Below are 18,049 nucleotides of genomic sequence, written 5' to 3'. Positions count from 1 at the left end.
GCCCCGCGCGGGTTGACCCCGAGCCCCGCGCGGGTTGACGCCGAGCCGGGCACGGGTTGACCCCGAGCCGGGCACGGGAGATCGCGTTCGCCGCCCCGGACGGGTCCGGACGGGGCGGCACCTCGGCCGGTCCGGGCAGGACCCCGGCCCATTGCGGCCGGATCCCGCCCACGCCCGGCGGCTGGTGCCGCGGCGGGCAAGGTCTGCCCGCGGGGCGAACGTTGCCCGATGCGGCGCCAAGGGCTTGCAGGAAATCAAGGTGCTGCTTCCCTGCAAGCCCTCAGCCGTCCACCGCCTCGCGCCACTCGCGCACCGCCGCCGCGTCCACGGGGGCCTCCCAGCCGCCGGGCCGCGCCGCGCCGCCGATGTGGAAGCCGTCCAGACCGGCCGCGCGGAGGGCGGGAAGGTGGTCGAGACGGAGACCGCCGCCGATCAGCATCCGCGGCTCATAGCCGGGCTCGTCCCGTCGCGCCGCCTCCGCCAGCAGCACCGGCAGCCCGTCGTCGACGCCTGCCGCGCTGCCCGCGGTGAGGTACGTGTCGAGTCCGGGCAGGTCGGCGAGTTGCTTGCGCAGGGCGTCACGGTCCGCGGCCCGGTCGACGGCCCGGTGGAACGTCCACCGGCAGCCCTCGATCTCGGCGACCAGCCGTTCGACCGTGACGAGGTCCGGATCGCCGTGCGCGTCGAGGAAGCCGAGCACGAACTCCTCCGCTCCCTCCGCCCGCAGTCCGCGTGCCACCCTGACGAGCGCGTCGACGTCCCCCGCCCCGAAGCCGTCCGCGAGCCGGAGCATCACCCGCAGCGGGATGTCCACCGCCCCGCGGATGCGGCCGAAGGTCTCCCGGGAAGGGCTGAGCCCGTCCGCCGCCATGTCGCTGACCAGCTCGAGGCGGTCCGCTCCCCCGGCCTGCGCGGCGACCGCGTCCTGCGGGTCGAGGGCGATCACCTCCAGGAGTGCACGGTTGCTCATGGCTCATCCTCCGCCAGTAGACGCGATATAGGTCTAGTCCAATTACGGAGCCAGCCTAGTCGGCGTCCTTGCACACCGCACCCAACCCCGGCGCGCATACCCCCGCCTCGGCACTCCCATCGGCCACGGCGCCCCGCCCCGGGGCACCCATGGACCAGCGCGCACCCGCCCGACCCCGGCCACATCAGCCGCCCGCACACCCCCCGCCCGCGGCGCACCGTTGACCGCCGCGCACACACCCCCGCCCCGGCCCACCCCTGGGCCGCCGCGCCCTCCGTCCACCGGGCGGACGCAGGCACCGCCCACCCAGCCGCGGTAACCGGTACCGCTCACCACACGGCCGTGGGACCGGCACCGCTCACCCGGCCGCAGGGGTCAGCCGCCCAGGCTGCCGCTCCCGAACGCCCCACCGCTGCGGCTGCCGTGCTGCGGCCGGGCCTCGGGCCCCTTGCCGGTGGTGTGCGACGTGTGGGTCTTCAGGTTGTAGGGGAGGAGACGGCTGCCGTCCTCGGGGAAGGCGTCGTCGTCTTCTTCCCTGACCTCCTCGATGTGCTCGCGGTGGTCGGCCGGCTTGGGCTGCTCCTCGGGGGTCGGGACACGCAGCCGGGCCCGCCGCCGCCCGTCCCACCACATCGCGCCACCCAGCAGGACGATGAGGATGACCCCGAAGGTGAGCGGACCTATCGCGGCCAGAATCTGGGCCGCCAGCTCCGTCTTCGGCACGCTCTGGGCTATGACCGCTGCGTTCATGGTGTCCGCCTCCGCGCATGGGATGAGACACAGGCGCTATCCATTATCGCCCGGTATGACCTATACGCCAGTACTCCGGTCAACGGATGCGCACCGATACGGAACGCCGGTGACGGAGCAGTCCCTCGCGTCGGTCGCGGGCCGGGCGGCGGACGGCCGCAGGCACCCGGGGGAAGGCGGCCCGGCAACGGCCGGCCGGCTGGAGAATGTGGCCATGCCCGCGCTTCCGCACCACCCCGCCCATGACGATCTCCGCCGCCGCTGGGCCGCCACCGTGGCGGCGGCCGCCGGCCGCGCACCGGACCCCTCCTCGCCCGGCCCGGACCGGTACGCCGACGATCTGCTCGGCCGCTGGGCCGAACCGCAGCGGCGGTACCACACCACCGACCACCTGGTCGCGGTCCTGGACCGCGTCGACACCCTCGCCGAGTACGCGCACGACATCGACCTCGTACGCCTCGCGGCCTGGTTCCACGACGCGGTCTACCTGCCGGAGCGCTCCACCAACGAGGAGCGCAGCGCACGCCTCGCCGAGCGCGCCCTGCCGGAGCTGGGCATCGACCGGGCAGGCACCGAGGAGGTGTCCCGCCTGGTGCTCCTCACCCGGACCCACGCCGCGGGGGACGACGACGCCAACGGCAAGGTCCTCTGCGACGCCGACCTGGCGATCCTCGCCTCGCCGCCGGACGTGTACGAGACGTACGCGGCCGCGGTGCGCGAGGAGTACGGCTTCGTCCCGGACGACGCCTTCCGTGCGGGCCGGGCCGACGTGCTGCGCCATCTCCTCGGACTGCCGGGGCTGTTCCGCACTCCGCACGGACAGCGGGAGTGGGAGGCCCCGGCACGGCGCAACGTGGCGGCGGAGCTGGAGCGCCTCCGGGCATCCTGAATCGGACGGTTCGGGCAGCCGGGAATGACAGGCGTCATCCGGCTGTTGGGCACTGTCATGCCCGCCGCCTCCGTCGCCCCACGCCCCCGTATGCCGCTGGCCGTCTACATCCTGGGCCTCTCGGTCTTCGCGCTGGGCACCAGCGAGTTCATGCTGTCCGGGCTGCTGCCGCCCATCGCCGAGGACATGGGCGTCTCGATCCCGCGGGCGGGCCTGCTGATCTCCGCGTTCGCGATCGGGATGGTCGTGGGCGCGCCGCTCCTCGCCGTCGCGACACTGCGGCTGCCGCGCCGCGCCACCCTCATCACCCTGATCACCGTCTTCGGCCTGGGCCAGGTCGCCGGTGCCCTGGCACCCACGTACGAGGTCCTCTTCGTGTCCCGCGTGGTCAGCGCCCTCGCCTGTGCCGGGTTCTGGGCGGTCGGAGCGGCGGTGGCCATGGCGATGGTGCCCGTCGACTCCCGCGCCCGAGCGATGGCCGTGATGATCGGCGGGCTGTCCGTCGCCAACGTCCTCGGTGTTCCGGCCGGCGCGTTCCTGGGCGAGCACCTCGGCTGGCGCTCGGCGTTCTGGGCCGTCGGCGCGGCCTCCGGGGTGGCCCTGGTCGGCGTGCTGACCAGGATCCCGCCCATCCCTGTGCCCGACGAGAAGCCGCGGCTCCGCCGCGAGCTCACCATCTACCGCGACCGCCAGGTCTGGCTCGCCGTCGCGGTCACCGCACTGTCCGCCGGCGGCGTCTTCTGCCTGTTCTCCTATCTGGCGCCGCTGCTCACCGACGTCGCCGGGCTCGGCGACGGCTGGGTGCCGACCGTCCTGGGGCTCTTCGGCCTCGGCGCGCTGCTCGGTACGGCGATCGGCGGCCGCATCGCCGACGCGCACCTCTTCGGCGTGATGCTCGGCGGCATCACCGCCTCGACGGTGCTGCTCGCCGCGCTCGCCCTGACCGCCGAATCCCCGGTGCCCGCGGTGGGCCTGTCGTTCCTCATCGGCGTGGCGTCGTTCTTCACGGCCCCCGCCCTGAACGCCCGGATGTTCAACGTCGCGGGCGCGGCCCCCACCCTGGCCGCCGCGACGACCACGGCCGCGTTCAACCTGGGCAACACCAGCGGACCGTGGCTCGGCGGCACGGTCATCGACGCGGGCCTCGGCTTCGCCGCCACGGCGTGGGCGGGCGCGGCGATGACGGTCGTCGCCCTCGGGCTCGTCGCCCTGGCGCTGCGATTCGAGCGCCGCGGGGCGGTCGCGGGCGACGGGAGCAGCCGTATGGCCGTCCCGTCCACCGTGGGCCGGGAGGCCGCCGGCCCGCCCCGCTGCGGCACCGCCTGACCCGGAAGGCTCCGGCGCCCGTCCCCGTCGAACACGCCTGCAGCGGGTTGCGCCGGATGGCGGGCGTCTCGGTTGCCGGTGCGCGGCGCCGGGGTGAGGGTCGCTCAGGGGAGGTAAAGCCCGTCAGTCTTCTCCTGGAGCGCCCAATGAGATTCGTCGCGAGCGCGGGCGGCGCCGTCGCCCTGGCTCTGGCCGTCGTACCGATGACCCCGGTCCAGGCCGCCTCCCACAACCCCGACCACGGAAACGACCGCATCGCCTGCAGCGCGGATGCGCTGAGGAACGCAATCACAGGCGCCGTCAGTGCGGGGGGCGGCACGATCGAACTGGCTCGCGACTGCCGCTACGTCCTGGACTCGGTCGACAACAGCGCGGGGCCGAGTGGCGGCGCCAACGGTCTGCCACTGATCGCGTTCCCCGTCACCCTGCACGGGGGCAAGGGAACGAGCATCGAACGTTCGAGCGCACCCGGTACGCCGCGGTTCCGCATCTTCGAGGTCGCGGGCGACGCCGGTTTCCTCACCCTGGACGACCTGACCGTCCGCAACGGGTACACCGTCGATGGCGACGGTGACCCGACCGACGGCGGCGCGGTCTACGTCGGGACCGGCCGGACCCTGCTCCTCAAGTCCGCCACTCTCACTCGCAACCGGGCCACCGGCAACGGCGGAGCGGTCGCCAACGCCGGTGGGCGGGTGATTCTCCGCGACAGCAGGGTGGACAAGAACTCCGCGGACGACGACGGAGGCGGCATCCACACCTCCGGCGGCGTGGTCTCCGTCCACTCCAGCGCCGTAACCCAGAACAGGGCGACGCAGGGCAACGGAGGCGGAGTGGCCTCCGTCGGCGGCTATGTGACCATCGCCCACGGCAACGTGGACAAGAACGAAGCCGTCGACGGGGGCGGCATCGACAACAACGGGACAGCGGACATCCAGTCCACCAGCGTCACCGGCAACAGGGCGAGCGGAAACGGCGGCGGCATCCACAACACGGACACCCTGGTCGTCGGTCGCAGCAGCATCAACAAGAACACCGCGGCGAACGGCGGCGGGATCCACAACACCGGCAGCGCGTGGATCGGCCGCAGCGTGATCAAGGACAACGTCGCCGACACCGCGGGCGGCGGTCTCTGGAACGGGGGCGAGGCCACCGTGGAGTCGAGCGACATCACCGGCAACGAGACACGGGACGCGGGCTCACAGGGCGGCGGCGTGTTCAACAGCGCCGGCAACACCGTCCTGACCGACAGCACCGTCACGAAGAACCAGGCAACGGACGGCGGCGGCATCTACGAAACCCCGGGTGGCGGCGCCGCCACCCTCAACCGCACCCGTGTGAAGGACAACGTGCCGAACAACTGCAGCCCCACCAACGCAGTCGCCGGCTGCGTCGGCTGACCATGCGGCCCGAGGGGCCCTCCCGCACTCGCGGGAGGGCCCCTCGGGCGCCCGGGCCCTGCGGCCCTACCGCCCGCCGCCGTGCTTGCGCCGACGCAGTCCCGCCTCCGTGAGCCGCCGGACGAGTTCCTTCGACCCGATCTCGACGGCGCCCGCCCGCACGGCGTCCTCGTAGCGGTGCGCGGGCACGTCGTAGTGGTCGCGTTCGAAGGCGCGCGTAGGGCAGCCGATCGACCTGGCGAAGGTGTGCAGTTCCTCGAACGACACATCGCTGACCAGATGGGACCAGAGCATCCCGTGTCCCGGCCAGGTCGGAGGGTCGATGTAGACGGTCACGACAGTCCGCCGACGGGCGCCACCACGACGCCCGCCTTGCCGCACACCCAGTGCGGGTCGGGGCCCAACTCGGGCTCCACGTCCAGCGCATGCGGCTCGCCCGAGGTGCAGACCGGGCACAGCGGCCACCGCCCGTACCGTTCCAGCAGGGCGTCCTGTACGTCCTGGGCCAGCAGCCCGGCCACGTACTCCGCGCCCTCCGGCCATTGCTCGACCCACCAACGGCGCTCCCCGACCGCCTCCTCGAGGAGGGAGACCACCTCGGCGTGCGCCACGTCCCGGGAGGTGAGGTCCGCGAGGACAAGGGCGCGGGCGGCGTGCAGAGCCTGCTCGAGCGGGTCGACGTCCATACCGTCATTGTCACCCCTTCGGGTGCCGGCCCCGGTACGTCCCGGACCGCCCGAGGGCGGCGAGCACCCCGGAGTCCCCGTCCGCACGAGCCCGTTCACGGGACAAAGGGGGTTGACCGTTCACAGCGGACGAAAATATCTTTCAAGTGTGACCAAGGACCTGAAGGATTCTTTCAATGCCGCGGGATCCGGCCGACGCCCCGGCGCGCCGGGGGCGGCCGCGTCCGTCTCGGGTGGCATCGGCACCAGCGGGGCGGGCAGGGGCACGGCCACCGGCGGCACGAGCAGCGGCGGCTCCGGCGTGGGCGAAGCACCGCCCGCCCCCGCCGCTCTCGCCGCGAAGGTCCGCACGCTCGCTCCGTCCATGACCCGCTCCATGCAGCGGGTCGCCGAAGCCGTCGCCGGCGACCCGGCCGGCTGCGCGGCCCTCACGGTCACGGGTCTCGCCGAGCTCACCGGCACCAGCGAGGCGACGGTCGTGCGGACCGCGCGGCTCCTCGGCTACCCCGGCTACCGCGATCTGCGTCTGGCACTCGCCGGTCTCGCCGCCCAGCAGCAGTCCGGCCGCGCCCCGGCGGTCACCGCGGACATCGCGGTCGACGATCCGATAGCCGACGTCGTCGCGAAGCTCGCGTACGACGAGCAGCAGACCCTCGCCGACACCGCCGCGGGCCTGGACACCGTCCAGCTCGGTGCCGCGGTCACGGCCCTCGCCGGCGCGCGCCGCATCGACATCTACGGCGTGGGGGCGTCCGGGCTGGTCGCCCAGGACCTCGCCCAGAAGCTCCTGCGGATCGGACTGGTCGCGCACGCGCACAGCGACCCCCATCTCGCCGTGACCAACGCCGTGCAGCTCCGCTCCGGCGACGCGGCCGTGGCGATCAGCCACTCCGGCTCGACGGGCGACATCATCGAACCGCTGCGCGTCGCGTTCGATCACGGCGCGACGACCGTCGCCATCACCGGCCGCCCTGACGGGCCCGTCTCCCAGTACGCCGACCACGTCCTGACGACCTCGACGGCACGCGAGACCGATCTGCGCCCGGCCGCCATGTCCTCCCGGACGAGCCAACTCCTGGTCGTCGACTGCCTGTTCATCGGCGTCATGCAGCGCACGTACGAGTCGGCCGCACCGGCCCTGGCCGCCTCGTACGAGGCCCTCGCGCACCGCCACAGCCCCCGCACCCGCTGAACCACCCGAGAGAGCCGCCTTCCATGACCTCCACACCCGGACCGGCCGAACTGCACGCCCAGCTGGAGATCCTCACGACCGAGGCTTTCCGCCCCGAGCTCGCCGACATCGACCGGCTCCCGACCGCCGAGATCGCCCGCATCATGAACGGTGAGGACCGGACCGTCCCCGATGCCGTCGCCACACAGCTCACGGCCATCGCCGCCGCGATCGACGCGACCGCCGACCGGATGGCCCGCGGGGGCCGGCTGGTCTACGCGGGCGCGGGCACGGCAGGCCGGCTCGGCGTCCTCGACGCGAGCGAGTGCCCGCCGACGTTCAACACGGGCCCGGACGAGGTCGTCGGACTGATCGCGGGCGGCCCTTCGGCGATGGTCGAGGCGGTCGAGGGCGCGGAGGACTCCAAGGAGCTGGCCGCCGCCGACCTGGACGGTCTCGGTCTGACGGCGCTCGACACCGTGGTCGGCATCTCCGCCTCCGGCCGCACCCCGTACGCGATCGGCGCCGTCGAGCACGCCCGTGCGGCCGGCGCGCTCACCATCGGCCTCTCCTGCAACGCGGACAGCGCGCTGGCCGCGGCCGCCGAGCACGGCGTCGAGGTCGTCGTCGGTCCCGAACTCCTCACCGGGTCCACCCGGTTGAAGGCGGGCACGGCACAGAAGCTGGTCCTCAACATGATCTCGACGATCACGATGATCCGCCTGGGCAAGACGTACGGGAACCTGATGGTCGACGTCCGCGCCTCGAACGAGAAGCTCCGCGCCCGGTCCCGCCGGATCGTGTCGCTGGCGACCGACGCTCCGGACGAGGCCGTCGAGACGGCCCTGACCGCGGCGGGCGGCGAAGTGAAGAAGGCGATCCTGATGCTGCTCGCCGATGTCGACGCCCCCACGGCCACGGACCTCCTCAAGCGCGCCCACGGTCACCTCCGCGAGGCACTCCGCCTCTGACGGGGCGCCGACGCCCGCACCCCCATTCCCTTGCGTGAGGGGGCCGGCAGCGGGCCGGCCCCCTCACGACCGGGCCCGCGTCCCCTGAGGAACGCGGGCCCGGTGTCACCGTGCCTGTCAGGCGTCGTCGCCCGCCTTGCGGCGACGCGTGAAGACGACCGCGCCGGCGCCCAGCACGAGCACCACGCCACCGGCCAGGGCGATCTTCGGCAGCGCGCTGCCGGCACCCGTCTCGGCGAGCGGGCCGCTGCCGGTGCCGCCGTTCCCGTTCACCGGCGTGGTGGAGCTGCCACCCTGCTCGGTCGTGTCGTTGCCCTTGCCGGGCTTGCCCTCGGCGTCCTCGACCTTGCCCGGGTCGGTGCCCTTGGCCAGGATCTGGAACTCGTAGTAGTCGAGGTCCGGGTAACCGCCGCAGGAGTCGTCCTTGTTGACGTAGTCGGCCGTCACGAAGGCGGCGCCCTGTCCGGCCGGGATGTCGGCGTCGACCTTCAGTCGCAGCTTCACGTCCACCGAGGACCTGGCCTTGAGGGCGCCGACGGACAGCTCGCCCTCAGGGGCGGCGTCGCGCCACTTCGGGTTGGCGGCCGTGGACCACTCCAGGTCGAGGTAGGAGTCGAGCTCCTTGAGGCCCTTGGAGTCGAAGGCGTGGACGGCGGCGTACGGGTACACCTCGTCCATCGTCTTGGTGGTGCCGTTGGTGACGCGCAGCGTGAAGTTCACGGTGGTGCCGCCGACGACCTTGTTCGGCAGGCCGCTGACGACGGCGGTGAGCTTGGGCTCGGGTACGCACTCGCCGCCAGGCTCCTCGCCCTCCTCGGCCTCCGCCTCGGCCAGCGCCTTCTTGGCGTCGTCCAGCTTCTTCCTGGCCTCGTCCCTCGTCTTCTGGAGGAGGCCGATCTTCTGGGACTGGGCGACGCGGGCGTCCTGGAGGGCCGTGTCCGCCTCGGTGTGCTTCGCGTCGGCGGCGGTCTTGGCCTCGGCGGCGGCAGCGGCGGCCTTCCGGGCCTCGTCGAGCGCCGTCTGGGCCGCGGCCTTCTCCTCGTCGGTGGTGGCGGCGTCCAACTCGGCCTGGGCGTCCACGACGGCCTGGTCCGCGTCGGTCTTGGCCTTGCCGGCTGCCTCGGCGGCCTTTCCGGCCTCGATGGCGGCGGCCCTGAGCGGGAAGGTGTCGGCCGCCATGTCCTCCTTGAGGAACCGAATGGCCTCGTTCACCGCGATGACGGCGGCGTCGTACTCCTTCTGCGCGACGTCGACGGCCTGCTTGAGCTCGTCGATCGTCGGCTTCGCCTGCTGCGTCTGCGCGGCCGGCTTCTCGTCGGCGAAGGCCGGCGCGGCCGAGAGGAGAACGACCGGAGCGGTCACGGCGGCGGCGACGGCGGTCGCGAGAACACGGCGGATCTTCAAGATGGGCCCCCGGTCGGGTGGGTGGAAAGCGAGAAGGGGTCGCACCTGCGGAGTGCTCACGCGGCGCGACGACCCGGTGATCGTATGGCCCGCCTGAGCAAGCGCACAGGTGTTTTTCCGCGCCCCCGACCGAACGGGCGCGCCCCCTCCCGGACGAACGGGGCAGACAGGGACAGTTGCCCACCTACGCCGCACTATTTCTGTGACCCATGTCATCACTCCGCCCCCGGGGCGGCCGGACCCCCGACCCGGCCCGCCCCCGGCCCCCGCACCGGCCGCCGACCCGGTGGGCGCGGGGTTACTACGCCGCGCCGACCACCTGCTCCCGGATCGTCACCCGGCCCTTCCTGATCGTCGCCACCCTGGGCGCCCGCCGCGCCAGCACCGAGTCATGGGTGACCATCACGAACGTCAGCCCGTTCTCCTCCCACAGCCCTTCCAGCAGCTCCATGATCTCGTCGCGCATGGACTCGTCCAGGTTGCCCGTCGGCTCGTCGGCCAGCAGCACCGCCGGGCGCTTCACCAGCGCCCGGGCGATGGCGACCCGCTGCTGCTGACCGCCGGACAGTTCGCCCGGCAGATGTCCCCGCCGCTCCCCGAGCCCGACCGACACCAGCGCCTCGCCGGCCCGCTCGCGCCGCTCGGCCGCCTTCAGTCCGAGGGGTACGAGCGCGGTCTCCACGTTCTCCTGCGCCGTGAGCGTCGGCACCAGGTTGAAGCCCTGGAAGACGAAGCCGATCTTCTCGGCCCGCACCCGGGTGAGCCGCGCCTCGGGCAGCGTCGCGAGATCGACCCCGTCCAGCACCACCGCGCCCTCGCTCGGCCGGTCCAGCCCGCCGAGCATCTGCAGCAGGGTCGACTTGCCGCCGCCCGTGGGGCCCTGGATGACCAGCCGCCCGCCGTCCGGGATGGCCAGATCGACCCCGTCGAGGGCCCGGACGGTGTCCTTGCCGCGCCGATAGCGCTTGGTGACGCCTGTGAGCTCGTACATCGTGATTCAACTCCTGCTGTGTGTGGTGACGTTCGTCGTTGGGTCGGGACGGCCGCTACTCGACGCGCCGCAGCGCGTCCGCGGGCCGCAGCCGCGACGCCCGCCAGCCGCCGAATCCGCCCGCGATCAGTCCGCCCGCGACCGCGAGCGCGACGGCGAGCCCGATCGTGGTGAGGGACACCGGCGCGGTGAGCGCGATGTCGAGGGCCCTGGACGCGCCGTCGCTCATGGGGCCGCCCGGACCGCCCGGACCGCCGACGAGCATCCGGCCACCGCCGCCCGCGCCCGCGCCGCCCCCGCCGCCCGCGCCCAACTGGGCGGTGAGCGTCGGGCTGAACGCGGTGATCGCCCAGGCGCCCGCGAGCCCGATCCCGATGCCCAGCGCCCCGCCGATCAGACCGTTGACGAGCGCCTCGCCCGCGACCTGCCCGGTGACCCGGCGGCTCTTCCAGCCGAGCGCCTTCAGCGTGCCGAACTCCCGCACCCGCCTGCTCACCGCGGACGACGTCAGCAGCCCAGCCACGAGGAACGCCGCCACCAGCACGACGATCGACAGCCACTTGCCGACGCCCGCCGCCAGATCGGAGGCCGTGGACAGCGAGCCCGAGACCGTCTGGGCGAGATCGGCGGACGTGGTCACGGTCGTGCCGGAGATGTTCTTCTGGATCGTGTCCTTGACGCCCGCGATCCGCTGCGAGTCGGTCGCCTTCACATAGACGGTCGTGATCTTGCCCTTGGCGTCCGCCAGGGTCTGCGCCCGGGCGAGCGGCAGATAGACGTCGGCGGCCGCGTCCCCGCTGTCCGCCGTGGCGATGCCGACGATGGTGAGCTTCGAGCCCGAGACGGTCAGCGTCCCGCCGACCTTCAGCTTCTTCTCCTTGGCGTACGCACTGTCGACGACGGCGACGGCCGCCGAGGTCTCGCCCGCCGCGAACGTACGCCCCGACGTGATCTTCGAGGAGGTCAGCGGCCCGAGCCCTTGATGAGCCACGTCCGTCCCGTACACGGAGTACGAGTCGACGTCGAAGTCCGCACCGCCGCCGCGGACCTCCCCGGCGGCCGGGCCGCCGCGCTTGACCTCCCCCGGCTCCTGCTTGAACTCGCCCGGCTTGAACTGCCCGTCGACCTTCATGACCCGCACGTTCAGGCCGCCGACCGCGTCCGCGACCCCGTCCTGCCCGGCGACCCGCGCGACCGTCGACGCCGCGAGCGTCTCGAAGCCCTGGACCATCACGATGTCCTGGCTCTGCCGGGCGTCGTCGTCACCGCCCTTGGCATCGAACCGGAACCGCGGCCGCTTCACGGTCGCGCCCTCCTCGGGCGGGGCGGCTGCCTTGGTGACGGTCATGTCGGTGCCGAGCCCGTACAGCGACTCCAGCACCCGGCCCTGCGCCCGGTTCATGCCCGCGGAGACCGAGTTGACGACGATGACCAGGGCGATTCCGAGGGCGAGCCCCGAGGCGACGACGAGCGCCGCCTTCCTGCGGCGGCGCAGCTCGCGCCTGAGGTAGGTGAAGAACATGGCGCGAAAGCTATGGAGGCGGTGTGAGGGCCGGTTAAGGCCCCGATGAGACGGACATGAGAAGCGGACGGCGGCCGTCGGCCCCGGGCCGCTCCGTCACGGCGACACGTCCGGCCGTCGATGCCGGTGGCCCGTCAGCGCGAGCACGTCCGATCAGCGCGAGCACGTCGAGCACGTCGAGCACGTCCGGTCAGCGCGAGCAGCGCGAGCACGTCCGGTCACCGCGAACACGTCGAGCACGGGAGCACCCGCCCTGTGCCGGTGGCCCGTCAAGCGGCCGGTTTCGTCCCGACGACGACGGTGGCGTACAGCTCCTCGCACGTGGCCGCCCGCGGCACCAGCCCACTGGCGGCGACCGCCGCCAGCGCGTCCGCGGCCTGCCGCTCGCTGGTCTCGAACAGCAGGATCCCGCCCGGCGCCAGCCACTCCCCCGCCTCCGCCGTCACCCGCCGCAGCACGTCGAGCCCGTCCGTGCCGCCGTCGAGCGCGACCAGCGGCTCGTGCACCCGGGCCTCGGCGGGCAGCAGCCCGACCTCCTCGGTCGGTACGTACGGAACGTTCGCGGCGAGGATGTCGACGCGCCCCCGCAGCCCGCCCGGCAGCGGATCGAACAGGTCGCCCTCATGGACCCGTGCGCCCTCGGGGAGGTTGCGCCGGGCGCACCGCACCGCGGCCGGCTCGATGTCGGAGGCGTGCAGCTCCACCGCGGATCCCGGCAGCGAGGCCGCCAGTGCCGCCCCGACGGCACCCGAACCGCAGCACAGGTCCACGACCACACCGGCGTCCGGGTGGGCGGCCACCGCCCGGCGCACGAGGAACTCGGTACGGCGCCGGGGGACGAACACCCCCGGCTCCACGGCGACCCGAAGACCGCAGAACTCCGCCCAGCCGAGGACGTGTTCCAGCGGATGACCGCAGGCCCGCCGCTCCACCATGGCGGTGAGCTCGGTGTGCGTCCGGGCGGCGGAGAGCAGCAACTCCGCCTCGTCCTCGGCGAAGACACAGCCGGCGGCCCGCAGCCTGCCGACGACGGCGGGAAGAGAAGAGGAAGGATCGAAGGAGATCGACAAGGGAGCCTCTCGGAAGTCCGAAGCGGGGCTCCCTCACGCACCTTCGGCGACGCGGAGACGAGCACCCGGTCCTGCGGCAGCGGTAATGGGTCTCACCTCCCGACGTCCTGGTACTGGAGTCAGCAACCTTATCGCGGCCCTACCCGCGCAGCCTCCCCTGCCGGTTGCGCTCCCTGACGCGCGCCCGCAGCAGCACAGCGGGGGGCACGGGCCGCAGCGCCTCGGGAGGACAGTCCCACTCGCGCCCGCCTCCCGGCGGCCGTAGTTGCACGTACGGCCCCTCGCGCCCCATCACGCGCCCGATGCGCCCGTCCCGCGAGTCGATCATGTACTCGTCCGGCCCGCCCGCGCTCACCCGCGGGCCCCGTGGAGCACCGCGGCAAGACGGAGCGCGGTGTCCAGGTTGCAGCGCCCCAGGTCGACCAGGGGATACGCCCCCGAATCGCTCGTCAGCGACACGAGGTCCACGCGCAACGACGGCAGGGTCACCCCCGTCGAGTCGAGCTCCTCCCGCAACTGCGCCACGACCTCCTCGGCCGCACGCAACCGCTCCTTCGGACAGGGTGGAACCACCGTGCACCTCCACTCTCGGTATGCACGTTCCCTACACAGCGTGGTCATGGCGGGCTAGCCTGACCAGTGTCGAAGGCCCAACAACCCGACCTGTGTCACACGGAGTTGACCTTGCCTGGACCGAAGGATCTGGACCCGTCCACGTCTCCCAGGGCCCTGCTCGGCGCCGAACTGCGCCACGCCCGCGAGAACGCCGGCCTCAGCCAGCGGGAGCTCGGCGAACCGCTCTTCGTGAGCGCGTCGTTCATCGGCCAACTGGAGTCGGGCACACGGCGGATGCAGCCGGATGTCGCACGCAGGATCGACGAGATACTCGGCACGAACGGCTTCTTCGAGCGGAACTGCCTCGCCGCCAACAAGTCGAGATACCCGGACCACTTCGCCGAGGCGGCCGAGGCGGAAGCGGTCGCGACGACGATCCGCGAGTACGCGCCGCTGCTGATCCCGGGGCTACTGCAGACGGAGGCGTACGCGCGGGCGGTGTTCCGTGGCGGCCGCCCCACAGCGACAGACGATGCCATCAACGAGCTGGTGGCAGCGAGACTGGAACGCTCACGACTCCTCGACGATCCAACAAGCCCCATGGTGTGGACGGTGCTGGACGAAGCCGTGCTCCGCCGCAAAGTGGGAGGCGCTTCAGTGATGTCGGAGGCACTCCGCCATGTGGCCACCTTCGCGCGCAACCGCCGCGTCATCATGCAGGTGATGCCGTTCGACGCGGGCGCCCACATGACAGACGAGGGGGCACTGAAGCTGATGTCCTTCCCTGACGCTCCGCCGGTCGCCTATCTGCAAGCCTTGGGCACGGGCCAGTTACAGGATGATCCAGCAACAGTGGCCCGATACGAGCTGGCCTACCATCTGCTCGCGGCAGGCGCCCTGTCTCCCCGCGAGTCCCTGGCCCTGGTCGCATCGGTGGCGGAGGATTACTCGCATGAAGATCAGCAGCCCTGAGTACGACCTGAGTGCCGCGGTCTGGCGCAAATCCAGCTACAGCGGCGGCGATGGCGGCAACTGCCTCGAAGTGGCCACCTGGCGCAAGTCCACCTACAGCGGCTCCAGCGGCGGCGACTGCCTCGAAGTCGCCGACGACCACCCCGGCATCGTCCCCGTGCGCGACTCGAAGAACCCCGGCGGCCCGAAGCTCGTGTTCCGGGCCGCCGCCTGGTCCGCGTTCGTGGACGGGGTCAAGGCGGAGCGCTGAACAACTCCGACGACGGAGCCCGGGGCTTGAGCCTCGGGCTCCGAGCACTCTGAAAAGGGAATGGTGAGGGGCCTCAACCCGCCCACCCTCACCGCGAGTTGACTTTCTGCGAGCCATTCGCCACGGAGGGTCACGACCCCCCTCTAGCGTGTCCGGAAAACGAACAGCCCCCGTCAGGTGCGCCAACACCAGCGGGGGCTTGACCACCTAGATCGAAGAGGCGATCCGGATGGCTGACAGCCAGTTTAGTGCTCCCTCCCTGCCCGCGCACGCCGCTCCGCACCCGATGGTCCGCCCCGGCTACGGAAAGCGCACCACACCGGGCCAACCGCCCCGCACCGCCGCGGACTTCACGCACCTGCCACCGCGCGAGGCCGCCGTCGCCGCGTACATCGACCGGCTCGCGGACGGGGCCGACATCTCCGTGAAGACGCTGGCCAAGGTGCTTCCCTACGGACAGTGCGCGCTGCGGACCGCCCTCAACCGCATCCAGGCCGCGGGTCATCTGCGGCGCGGACGGGAGCACTTGGCCCATTCCGGGAGCCCGCGATGGATCACCCGGACGTGGTGGTCGCGTGCGCCCCGGGACGACACCTGGTGGGCGGCGTACCGGCGTGGTGACGTCCCCGAGGAGGGTCCCCGGCGACCGACGCGTTCCCGGGCGGTGATCCTGCTCGCGGCTCTGGGGCGGGAGACGCCGGCGATGTCGCTGTCCGCCGCCGAATGCGCGCAGCTCGCCCCGCTGGTGGAGGAGTGGTTCGCGCGCGGCGCCGACGAGGCGCACCTGATGCGCGCCCTCACGGCCGGTCTCCCCGTTCCGGTCCATCACCCCGCCGCGCTCGCCCGGACGCGCCTGACGGCGAAGCTCCCTCCCGAGCGGCGCCCGGCGCCTCCTGTCCTCCGGGTCCTCGAATGCGGCAAGTGCGGCGCACCGGCGCGTGCCGAGGCCCTGCGGGACGGCGACTGCGCCGCGTGCCGCGGTGAGCCCGCGCCTCCGTGCTGTCGCCGTCCTCGGTACGCGCCCACGCCGCCGAGGCCCGTGCCGCTGCCCGGTCGAACGAAAGGAATCGCACATGACGGTGCAGTTCGTCCGTGCCGAAACCGAGGCACGATGGAGGGGAGGAGGCGACACCATGACCCCCAGCCCCGCCGACACCCCGGACATGTCCGTCGAGGAGTTCGAGGAGCTCGCCCGCCGGGCCCCCGAGACGGTCACGCTCGAATACATCAACGGAAAGCTGAAGGTAAAGCCAGTGCCGGACGGCGACCACGTCGAGATCGTCATGTGGCTGCTCCGGCAGTGCATGCAGCAGCGCCCCCAGCTGAACCTGTACCCCGACCAGGGCCTGGTGATCCCGACGTACCGAGCCGGCCGTGCCAGACCCGATGGAACCCTCGCTCCGGTCGACTACTTCGCCGGTCGGGGGGAATGGACCCGCCCGGAGGGGGTCCTCATGGTCGCGGAAGTCACCTCGCACGACTCCGACACCCGCCGTCGCGACCACGGCGACAAGCGGGTCGGCTACGCCACCGCCGGAATCCCCGTCTACCTCCTCGTCGACCGGGACACCGACAGCCTCGTCGTCCACAGCGAGCCGGACGGCGACACGTACCGGTTGTGCCGGTCGTACAAGTACGGAGACACGGTCTCTCTCCCCTCCCCCGTCGACATCACCCTCGACACCGAGAGGCTCAAGGACTACTCCGGCTGACGCTCCGGCCGGTCCCTCCGCCGAGCCGGGCGGGGCTTTCGGCCGGCAGCAGGCCGGCTCCGGCCTCCAGGACGTGCTCCGCCTCCTCGGGGACGAGCGTCTCCTCGATGAAGGTGACGGCCCGGCGCAGCTTGTCCCCGGTCTGGTACGGGAAGTCCGTGCCCAGCATCAGCCGGTCCGCGCCGTACGAGTCGGCCGCCGCGCGCAGGGCGGGCGCATGGCCGTGGGCGACGGTGTCGTAGAACATCCGGCAGGCGGCGGACGTCGGCAGCTCGATGACGTCGGGCGCCTCCCACGGAACGTGGTCGTCGGCGCGCGGCAGCAGCAGGGGCAGGGCTCCACCGAGGTGCGCGTTGACGATCCGCAGCCTCGGGAAGCGGCTCGGGACTCCTTCGAGGATCAGGTGCATCGCGCAGATCGTGTCCTCCGTCGGCGCGCCCACCATCCACCGCATCCGGTTCCGCGCGATGAGCGGTGAGCCGGCGTCCCGGCCGGCCGGATGCACACTCAGCACCGAGCCCCGGTGGTCCAACTCCTCGAAGAGCGGCCGGAAGAGGGGGTCACCGAGGCTCCGGCCGAGCACCGACGTCGTGAGCCCGGCACCCGCCATCCCCAACTGGTCCAGTGCGCGCGCCAGTTCCTCCAGCGAGGCATCCAGATGCGGCAGGGGCAGTGCGGCGAAGGCGGAGAAGCGTTCCGGCTGGGCGCGGACGAGTTCCGCGTAGTGGTCGTTGGCCAGCCGGGTGGCCGTGACCGCCTCGGTCTCGTCCGGGAAGTACGGCGTCTGCGGGGAGACCGACAGGATCTGGTGGTCGATGCCGGCGGCGTCGTTCATCGCGAACCGTGCGTCGAGTTGCGCCGGGCTGTCCCCCGCTCCCAGGCCCCGTTGCGTGCCGGTGTCGTCCCGGCCGTAGGACTCGAGGAGGCGGAGATAGTCCTCGCTCCACAAGTGGGCGTGCACATCGGTCCGCACCCCTTCAGCTTCCCGCCGCCCCGGACCGGCCGCCACCGGACGGGGGCCGGTCCCGAAGACGCGCCGGTCCGGGCGGCGGAACGGCCACCGAGCGTGCGATTCCATTTCCGATTCCGCAATCGCCATCGCCGGTCAGAATCGGACTCTCCGGGGTATGCCGGAAGGCATTGCGGTGAGATGTCCGGATACCGCTGCCGCGGTCACGGCTATGGGCAGAATCCGTCCGGGAGGCAAGCATGGAAGGCATCACCACGGCGGTCGCATCGGAGTCCGATCTAGACACCGGTATCGCCGGAAGCTGTCATTGCCGGACGATCCCGCGCCCGGGGGCTCGCGCGGGCTCCGCCGAGGAGCGGTTCCGGGGGTTGCTCGAAGCGGCGCCGGACGCGATGGTCATCGTCGACGACGGCGGAACCATCCGCCTCGTCAACGCCCAG

Annotated in this window: 19 protein-coding genes; 9 read left to right on the top strand and 10 right to left on the bottom strand. The window is 72.4% G+C overall.

Features of this window, described 5'->3' with window-relative positions:
* Window positions 1-280 precede the first annotated feature (280 nt).
* The gene (locus tag BLT82_RS21850; protein ID WP_093657435.1) at window positions 281-970 is read right to left on the bottom strand and encodes a copper homeostasis protein CutC; all 690 of its coding nucleotides are present in this window, start codon (window positions 968-970) and stop codon (window positions 281-283) included.
* A 375-nt stretch (window positions 971-1,345) separates the two neighbouring features.
* A complete protein-coding gene (locus tag BLT82_RS21845) occupies window positions 1,346-1,720 on the bottom strand; it encodes a DUF6479 family protein (protein WP_093657433.1) in 375 nt (124 codons plus the stop codon).
* Between the two features lie 214 nt (window positions 1,721-1,934).
* Between BLT82_RS21845 and BLT82_RS21840 the strand changes: the two genes are divergently transcribed.
* The 3 genes from BLT82_RS21840 to BLT82_RS21830 all read left to right on the top strand — a co-directional run bounded on the left by BLT82_RS21840 (window position 1,935) and on the right by BLT82_RS21830 (window position 5,335).
* Entirely contained in the window at window positions 1,935-2,609 is a 675-nt protein-coding gene (locus BLT82_RS21840) for an HD domain-containing protein (RefSeq protein ID WP_093657754.1), read from the top strand.
* A 90-nt stretch (window positions 2,610-2,699) separates the two neighbouring features.
* Window positions 2,700-3,935 (top strand): Cmx/CmrA family chloramphenicol efflux MFS transporter, encoded by a 1,236-nt coding sequence (locus BLT82_RS21835; protein WP_093657752.1) that lies wholly within the window; start codon window positions 2,700-2,702, stop codon window positions 3,933-3,935.
* A gap of 146 nt (window positions 3,936-4,081) precedes the next feature.
* Window positions 4,082-5,335: a hypothetical protein gene (locus BLT82_RS21830; RefSeq protein ID WP_093657431.1), complete on the top strand. Its 1,254-nt coding sequence runs from the start codon at window positions 4,082-4,084 to the stop codon at window positions 5,333-5,335.
* Window positions 5,336-5,401: 66 nt separating this feature from the next.
* Here BLT82_RS21830 and BLT82_RS21825 read toward each other — a convergent pair whose 3' ends face one another.
* Both BLT82_RS21825 and BLT82_RS21820 read right to left on the bottom strand, forming a co-directional pair.
* Complete coding sequence (locus tag BLT82_RS21825; RefSeq protein WP_093657429.1) at window positions 5,402-5,671, bottom strand: DUF4031 domain-containing protein; 270 nt, start codon at window positions 5,669-5,671, stop codon at window positions 5,402-5,404.
* Window positions 5,668-6,021, bottom strand: coding sequence for a hypothetical protein (locus BLT82_RS21820; protein ID WP_093657427.1), 354 nt, complete (start codon window positions 6,019-6,021; stop codon window positions 5,668-5,670). Before BLT82_RS21820 ends, BLT82_RS21825 begins: the two co-directional genes overlap by 4 nt.
* Before the next feature lie 301 nt (window positions 6,022-6,322).
* On the opposite strand from BLT82_RS21820, the gene BLT82_RS21815 reads away from it, so the two are divergent.
* The gene (locus tag BLT82_RS21815) at window positions 6,323-7,213 is read left to right on the top strand and encodes a MurR/RpiR family transcriptional regulator (RefSeq protein WP_093657750.1); all 891 of its coding nucleotides are present in this window, start codon (window positions 6,323-6,325) and stop codon (window positions 7,211-7,213) included.
* A 23-nt stretch (window positions 7,214-7,236) separates the two neighbouring features.
* The gene (gene murQ, locus BLT82_RS21810; RefSeq protein ID WP_093657425.1) at window positions 7,237-8,163 is read left to right on the top strand and encodes an N-acetylmuramic acid 6-phosphate etherase; all 927 of its coding nucleotides are present in this window, start codon (window positions 7,237-7,239) and stop codon (window positions 8,161-8,163) included.
* A gap of 117 nt (window positions 8,164-8,280) precedes the next feature.
* On the opposite strand, the gene BLT82_RS21805 is transcribed toward murQ, so the two are convergent.
* From BLT82_RS21805 to BLT82_RS21780, 5 genes are all read right to left on the bottom strand, one after another.
* The gene (locus BLT82_RS21805; protein WP_093657424.1) at window positions 8,281-9,567 is read right to left on the bottom strand and encodes an LPXTG cell wall anchor domain-containing protein; all 1,287 of its coding nucleotides are present in this window, start codon (window positions 9,565-9,567) and stop codon (window positions 8,281-8,283) included.
* A gap of 301 nt (window positions 9,568-9,868) precedes the next feature.
* Complete coding sequence (locus BLT82_RS21800) at window positions 9,869-10,558, bottom strand: ABC transporter ATP-binding protein (protein ID WP_093657422.1); 690 nt, start codon at window positions 10,556-10,558, stop codon at window positions 9,869-9,871.
* 55 nt (window positions 10,559-10,613) lie between these two features.
* Window positions 10,614-12,080 (bottom strand): ABC transporter permease, encoded by a 1,467-nt coding sequence (locus BLT82_RS21795; RefSeq protein WP_093657420.1) that lies wholly within the window; start codon window positions 12,078-12,080, stop codon window positions 10,614-10,616.
* A 269-nt stretch (window positions 12,081-12,349) separates the two neighbouring features.
* Entirely contained in the window at window positions 12,350-13,150 is an 801-nt protein-coding gene (locus BLT82_RS21790) for a putative protein N(5)-glutamine methyltransferase (protein ID WP_208868003.1), read from the bottom strand.
* Between the two features lie 351 nt (window positions 13,151-13,501).
* On the bottom strand, window positions 13,502-13,696 hold the full coding sequence (locus BLT82_RS21780) for a hypothetical protein (protein ID WP_244292070.1): 195 nt from the start codon (window positions 13,694-13,696) through the stop codon (window positions 13,502-13,504).
* 138 nt (window positions 13,697-13,834) lie between these two features.
* On the opposite strand from BLT82_RS21780, the gene BLT82_RS21775 reads away from it, so the two are divergent.
* From BLT82_RS21775 to BLT82_RS21760, 3 genes are all read left to right on the top strand, one after another.
* Window positions 13,835-14,677: a helix-turn-helix domain-containing protein gene (locus tag BLT82_RS21775; protein WP_093657416.1), complete on the top strand. Its 843-nt coding sequence runs from the start codon at window positions 13,835-13,837 to the stop codon at window positions 14,675-14,677.
* Window positions 14,658-14,927: a DUF397 domain-containing protein gene (locus BLT82_RS21770; protein ID WP_093657414.1), complete on the top strand. Its 270-nt coding sequence runs from the start codon at window positions 14,658-14,660 to the stop codon at window positions 14,925-14,927. The genes BLT82_RS21775 and BLT82_RS21770 overlap by 20 nt, the downstream gene beginning before the upstream one ends.
* A gap of 1,133 nt (window positions 14,928-16,060) precedes the next feature.
* Window positions 16,061-16,639 (top strand): Uma2 family endonuclease, encoded by a 579-nt coding sequence (locus BLT82_RS21760; RefSeq protein WP_093657743.1) that lies wholly within the window; start codon window positions 16,061-16,063, stop codon window positions 16,637-16,639.
* On the opposite strand, the gene BLT82_RS21755 is transcribed toward BLT82_RS21760, so the two are convergent.
* Window positions 16,620-17,612 (bottom strand): amidohydrolase family protein, encoded by a 993-nt coding sequence (locus BLT82_RS21755; protein ID WP_093657412.1) that lies wholly within the window; start codon window positions 17,610-17,612, stop codon window positions 16,620-16,622. The genes BLT82_RS21760 and BLT82_RS21755 overlap by 20 nt on opposite strands.
* Window positions 17,613-17,848: 236 nt before the next feature.
* Between BLT82_RS21755 and BLT82_RS21750 the strand changes: the two genes are divergently transcribed.
* A partial coding sequence (locus BLT82_RS21750) for a PAS domain-containing protein (protein ID WP_143041515.1) occupies window positions 17,849-18,049 on the top strand: 201 nt, incomplete at its 3' end.

The sequence above is a fragment of the Streptomyces wuyuanensis genome (assembly GCF_900103455.1).
Taxonomy (GTDB): Bacteria; Actinomycetota; Actinomycetes; order Streptomycetales; family Streptomycetaceae; genus Streptomyces; species Streptomyces wuyuanensis.
The sequence above is the reverse complement of the archived record's forward strand: the minus strand, read 5'-3'. Positions and strand labels throughout refer to the sequence as shown.

Coding starts and splice junctions, on each gene's coding strand:
- BLT82_RS21830 (WP_093657431.1), top strand. CDS start 4,082: ATGAGATTCGTCGCGAGCGCGGGCGGCGCCGTCGCCCTGGCTCTGGCC.
- BLT82_RS21845 (WP_093657433.1), bottom strand. CDS start 1,720: ATGAACGCAGCGGTCATAGCCCAGAGCGTGCCGAAGACGGAGCTGGCG.
- murQ (WP_093657425.1), top strand. CDS start 7,237: ATGACCTCCACACCCGGACCGGCCGAACTGCACGCCCAGCTGGAGATC.
- BLT82_RS21795 (WP_093657420.1), bottom strand. CDS start 12,080: ATGTTCTTCACCTACCTCAGGCGCGAGCTGCGCCGCCGCAGGAAGGCG.
- BLT82_RS21840 (WP_093657754.1), top strand. CDS start 1,935: ATGCCCGCGCTTCCGCACCACCCCGCCCATGACGATCTCCGCCGCCGC.
- BLT82_RS21850 (WP_093657435.1), bottom strand. CDS start 970: ATGAGCAACCGTGCACTCCTGGAGGTGATCGCCCTCGACCCGCAGGAC.
- BLT82_RS21770 (WP_093657414.1), top strand. CDS start 14,658: ATGAAGATCAGCAGCCCTGAGTACGACCTGAGTGCCGCGGTCTGGCGC.
- BLT82_RS21835 (WP_093657752.1), top strand. CDS start 2,700: ATGCCGCTGGCCGTCTACATCCTGGGCCTCTCGGTCTTCGCGCTGGGC.
- BLT82_RS21820 (WP_093657427.1), bottom strand. CDS start 6,021: ATGGACGTCGACCCGCTCGAGCAGGCTCTGCACGCCGCCCGCGCCCTT.
- BLT82_RS21800 (WP_093657422.1), bottom strand. CDS start 10,558: ATGTACGAGCTCACAGGCGTCACCAAGCGCTATCGGCGCGGCAAGGAC.
- BLT82_RS21760 (WP_093657743.1), top strand. CDS start 16,061: ATGACCCCCAGCCCCGCCGACACCCCGGACATGTCCGTCGAGGAGTTC.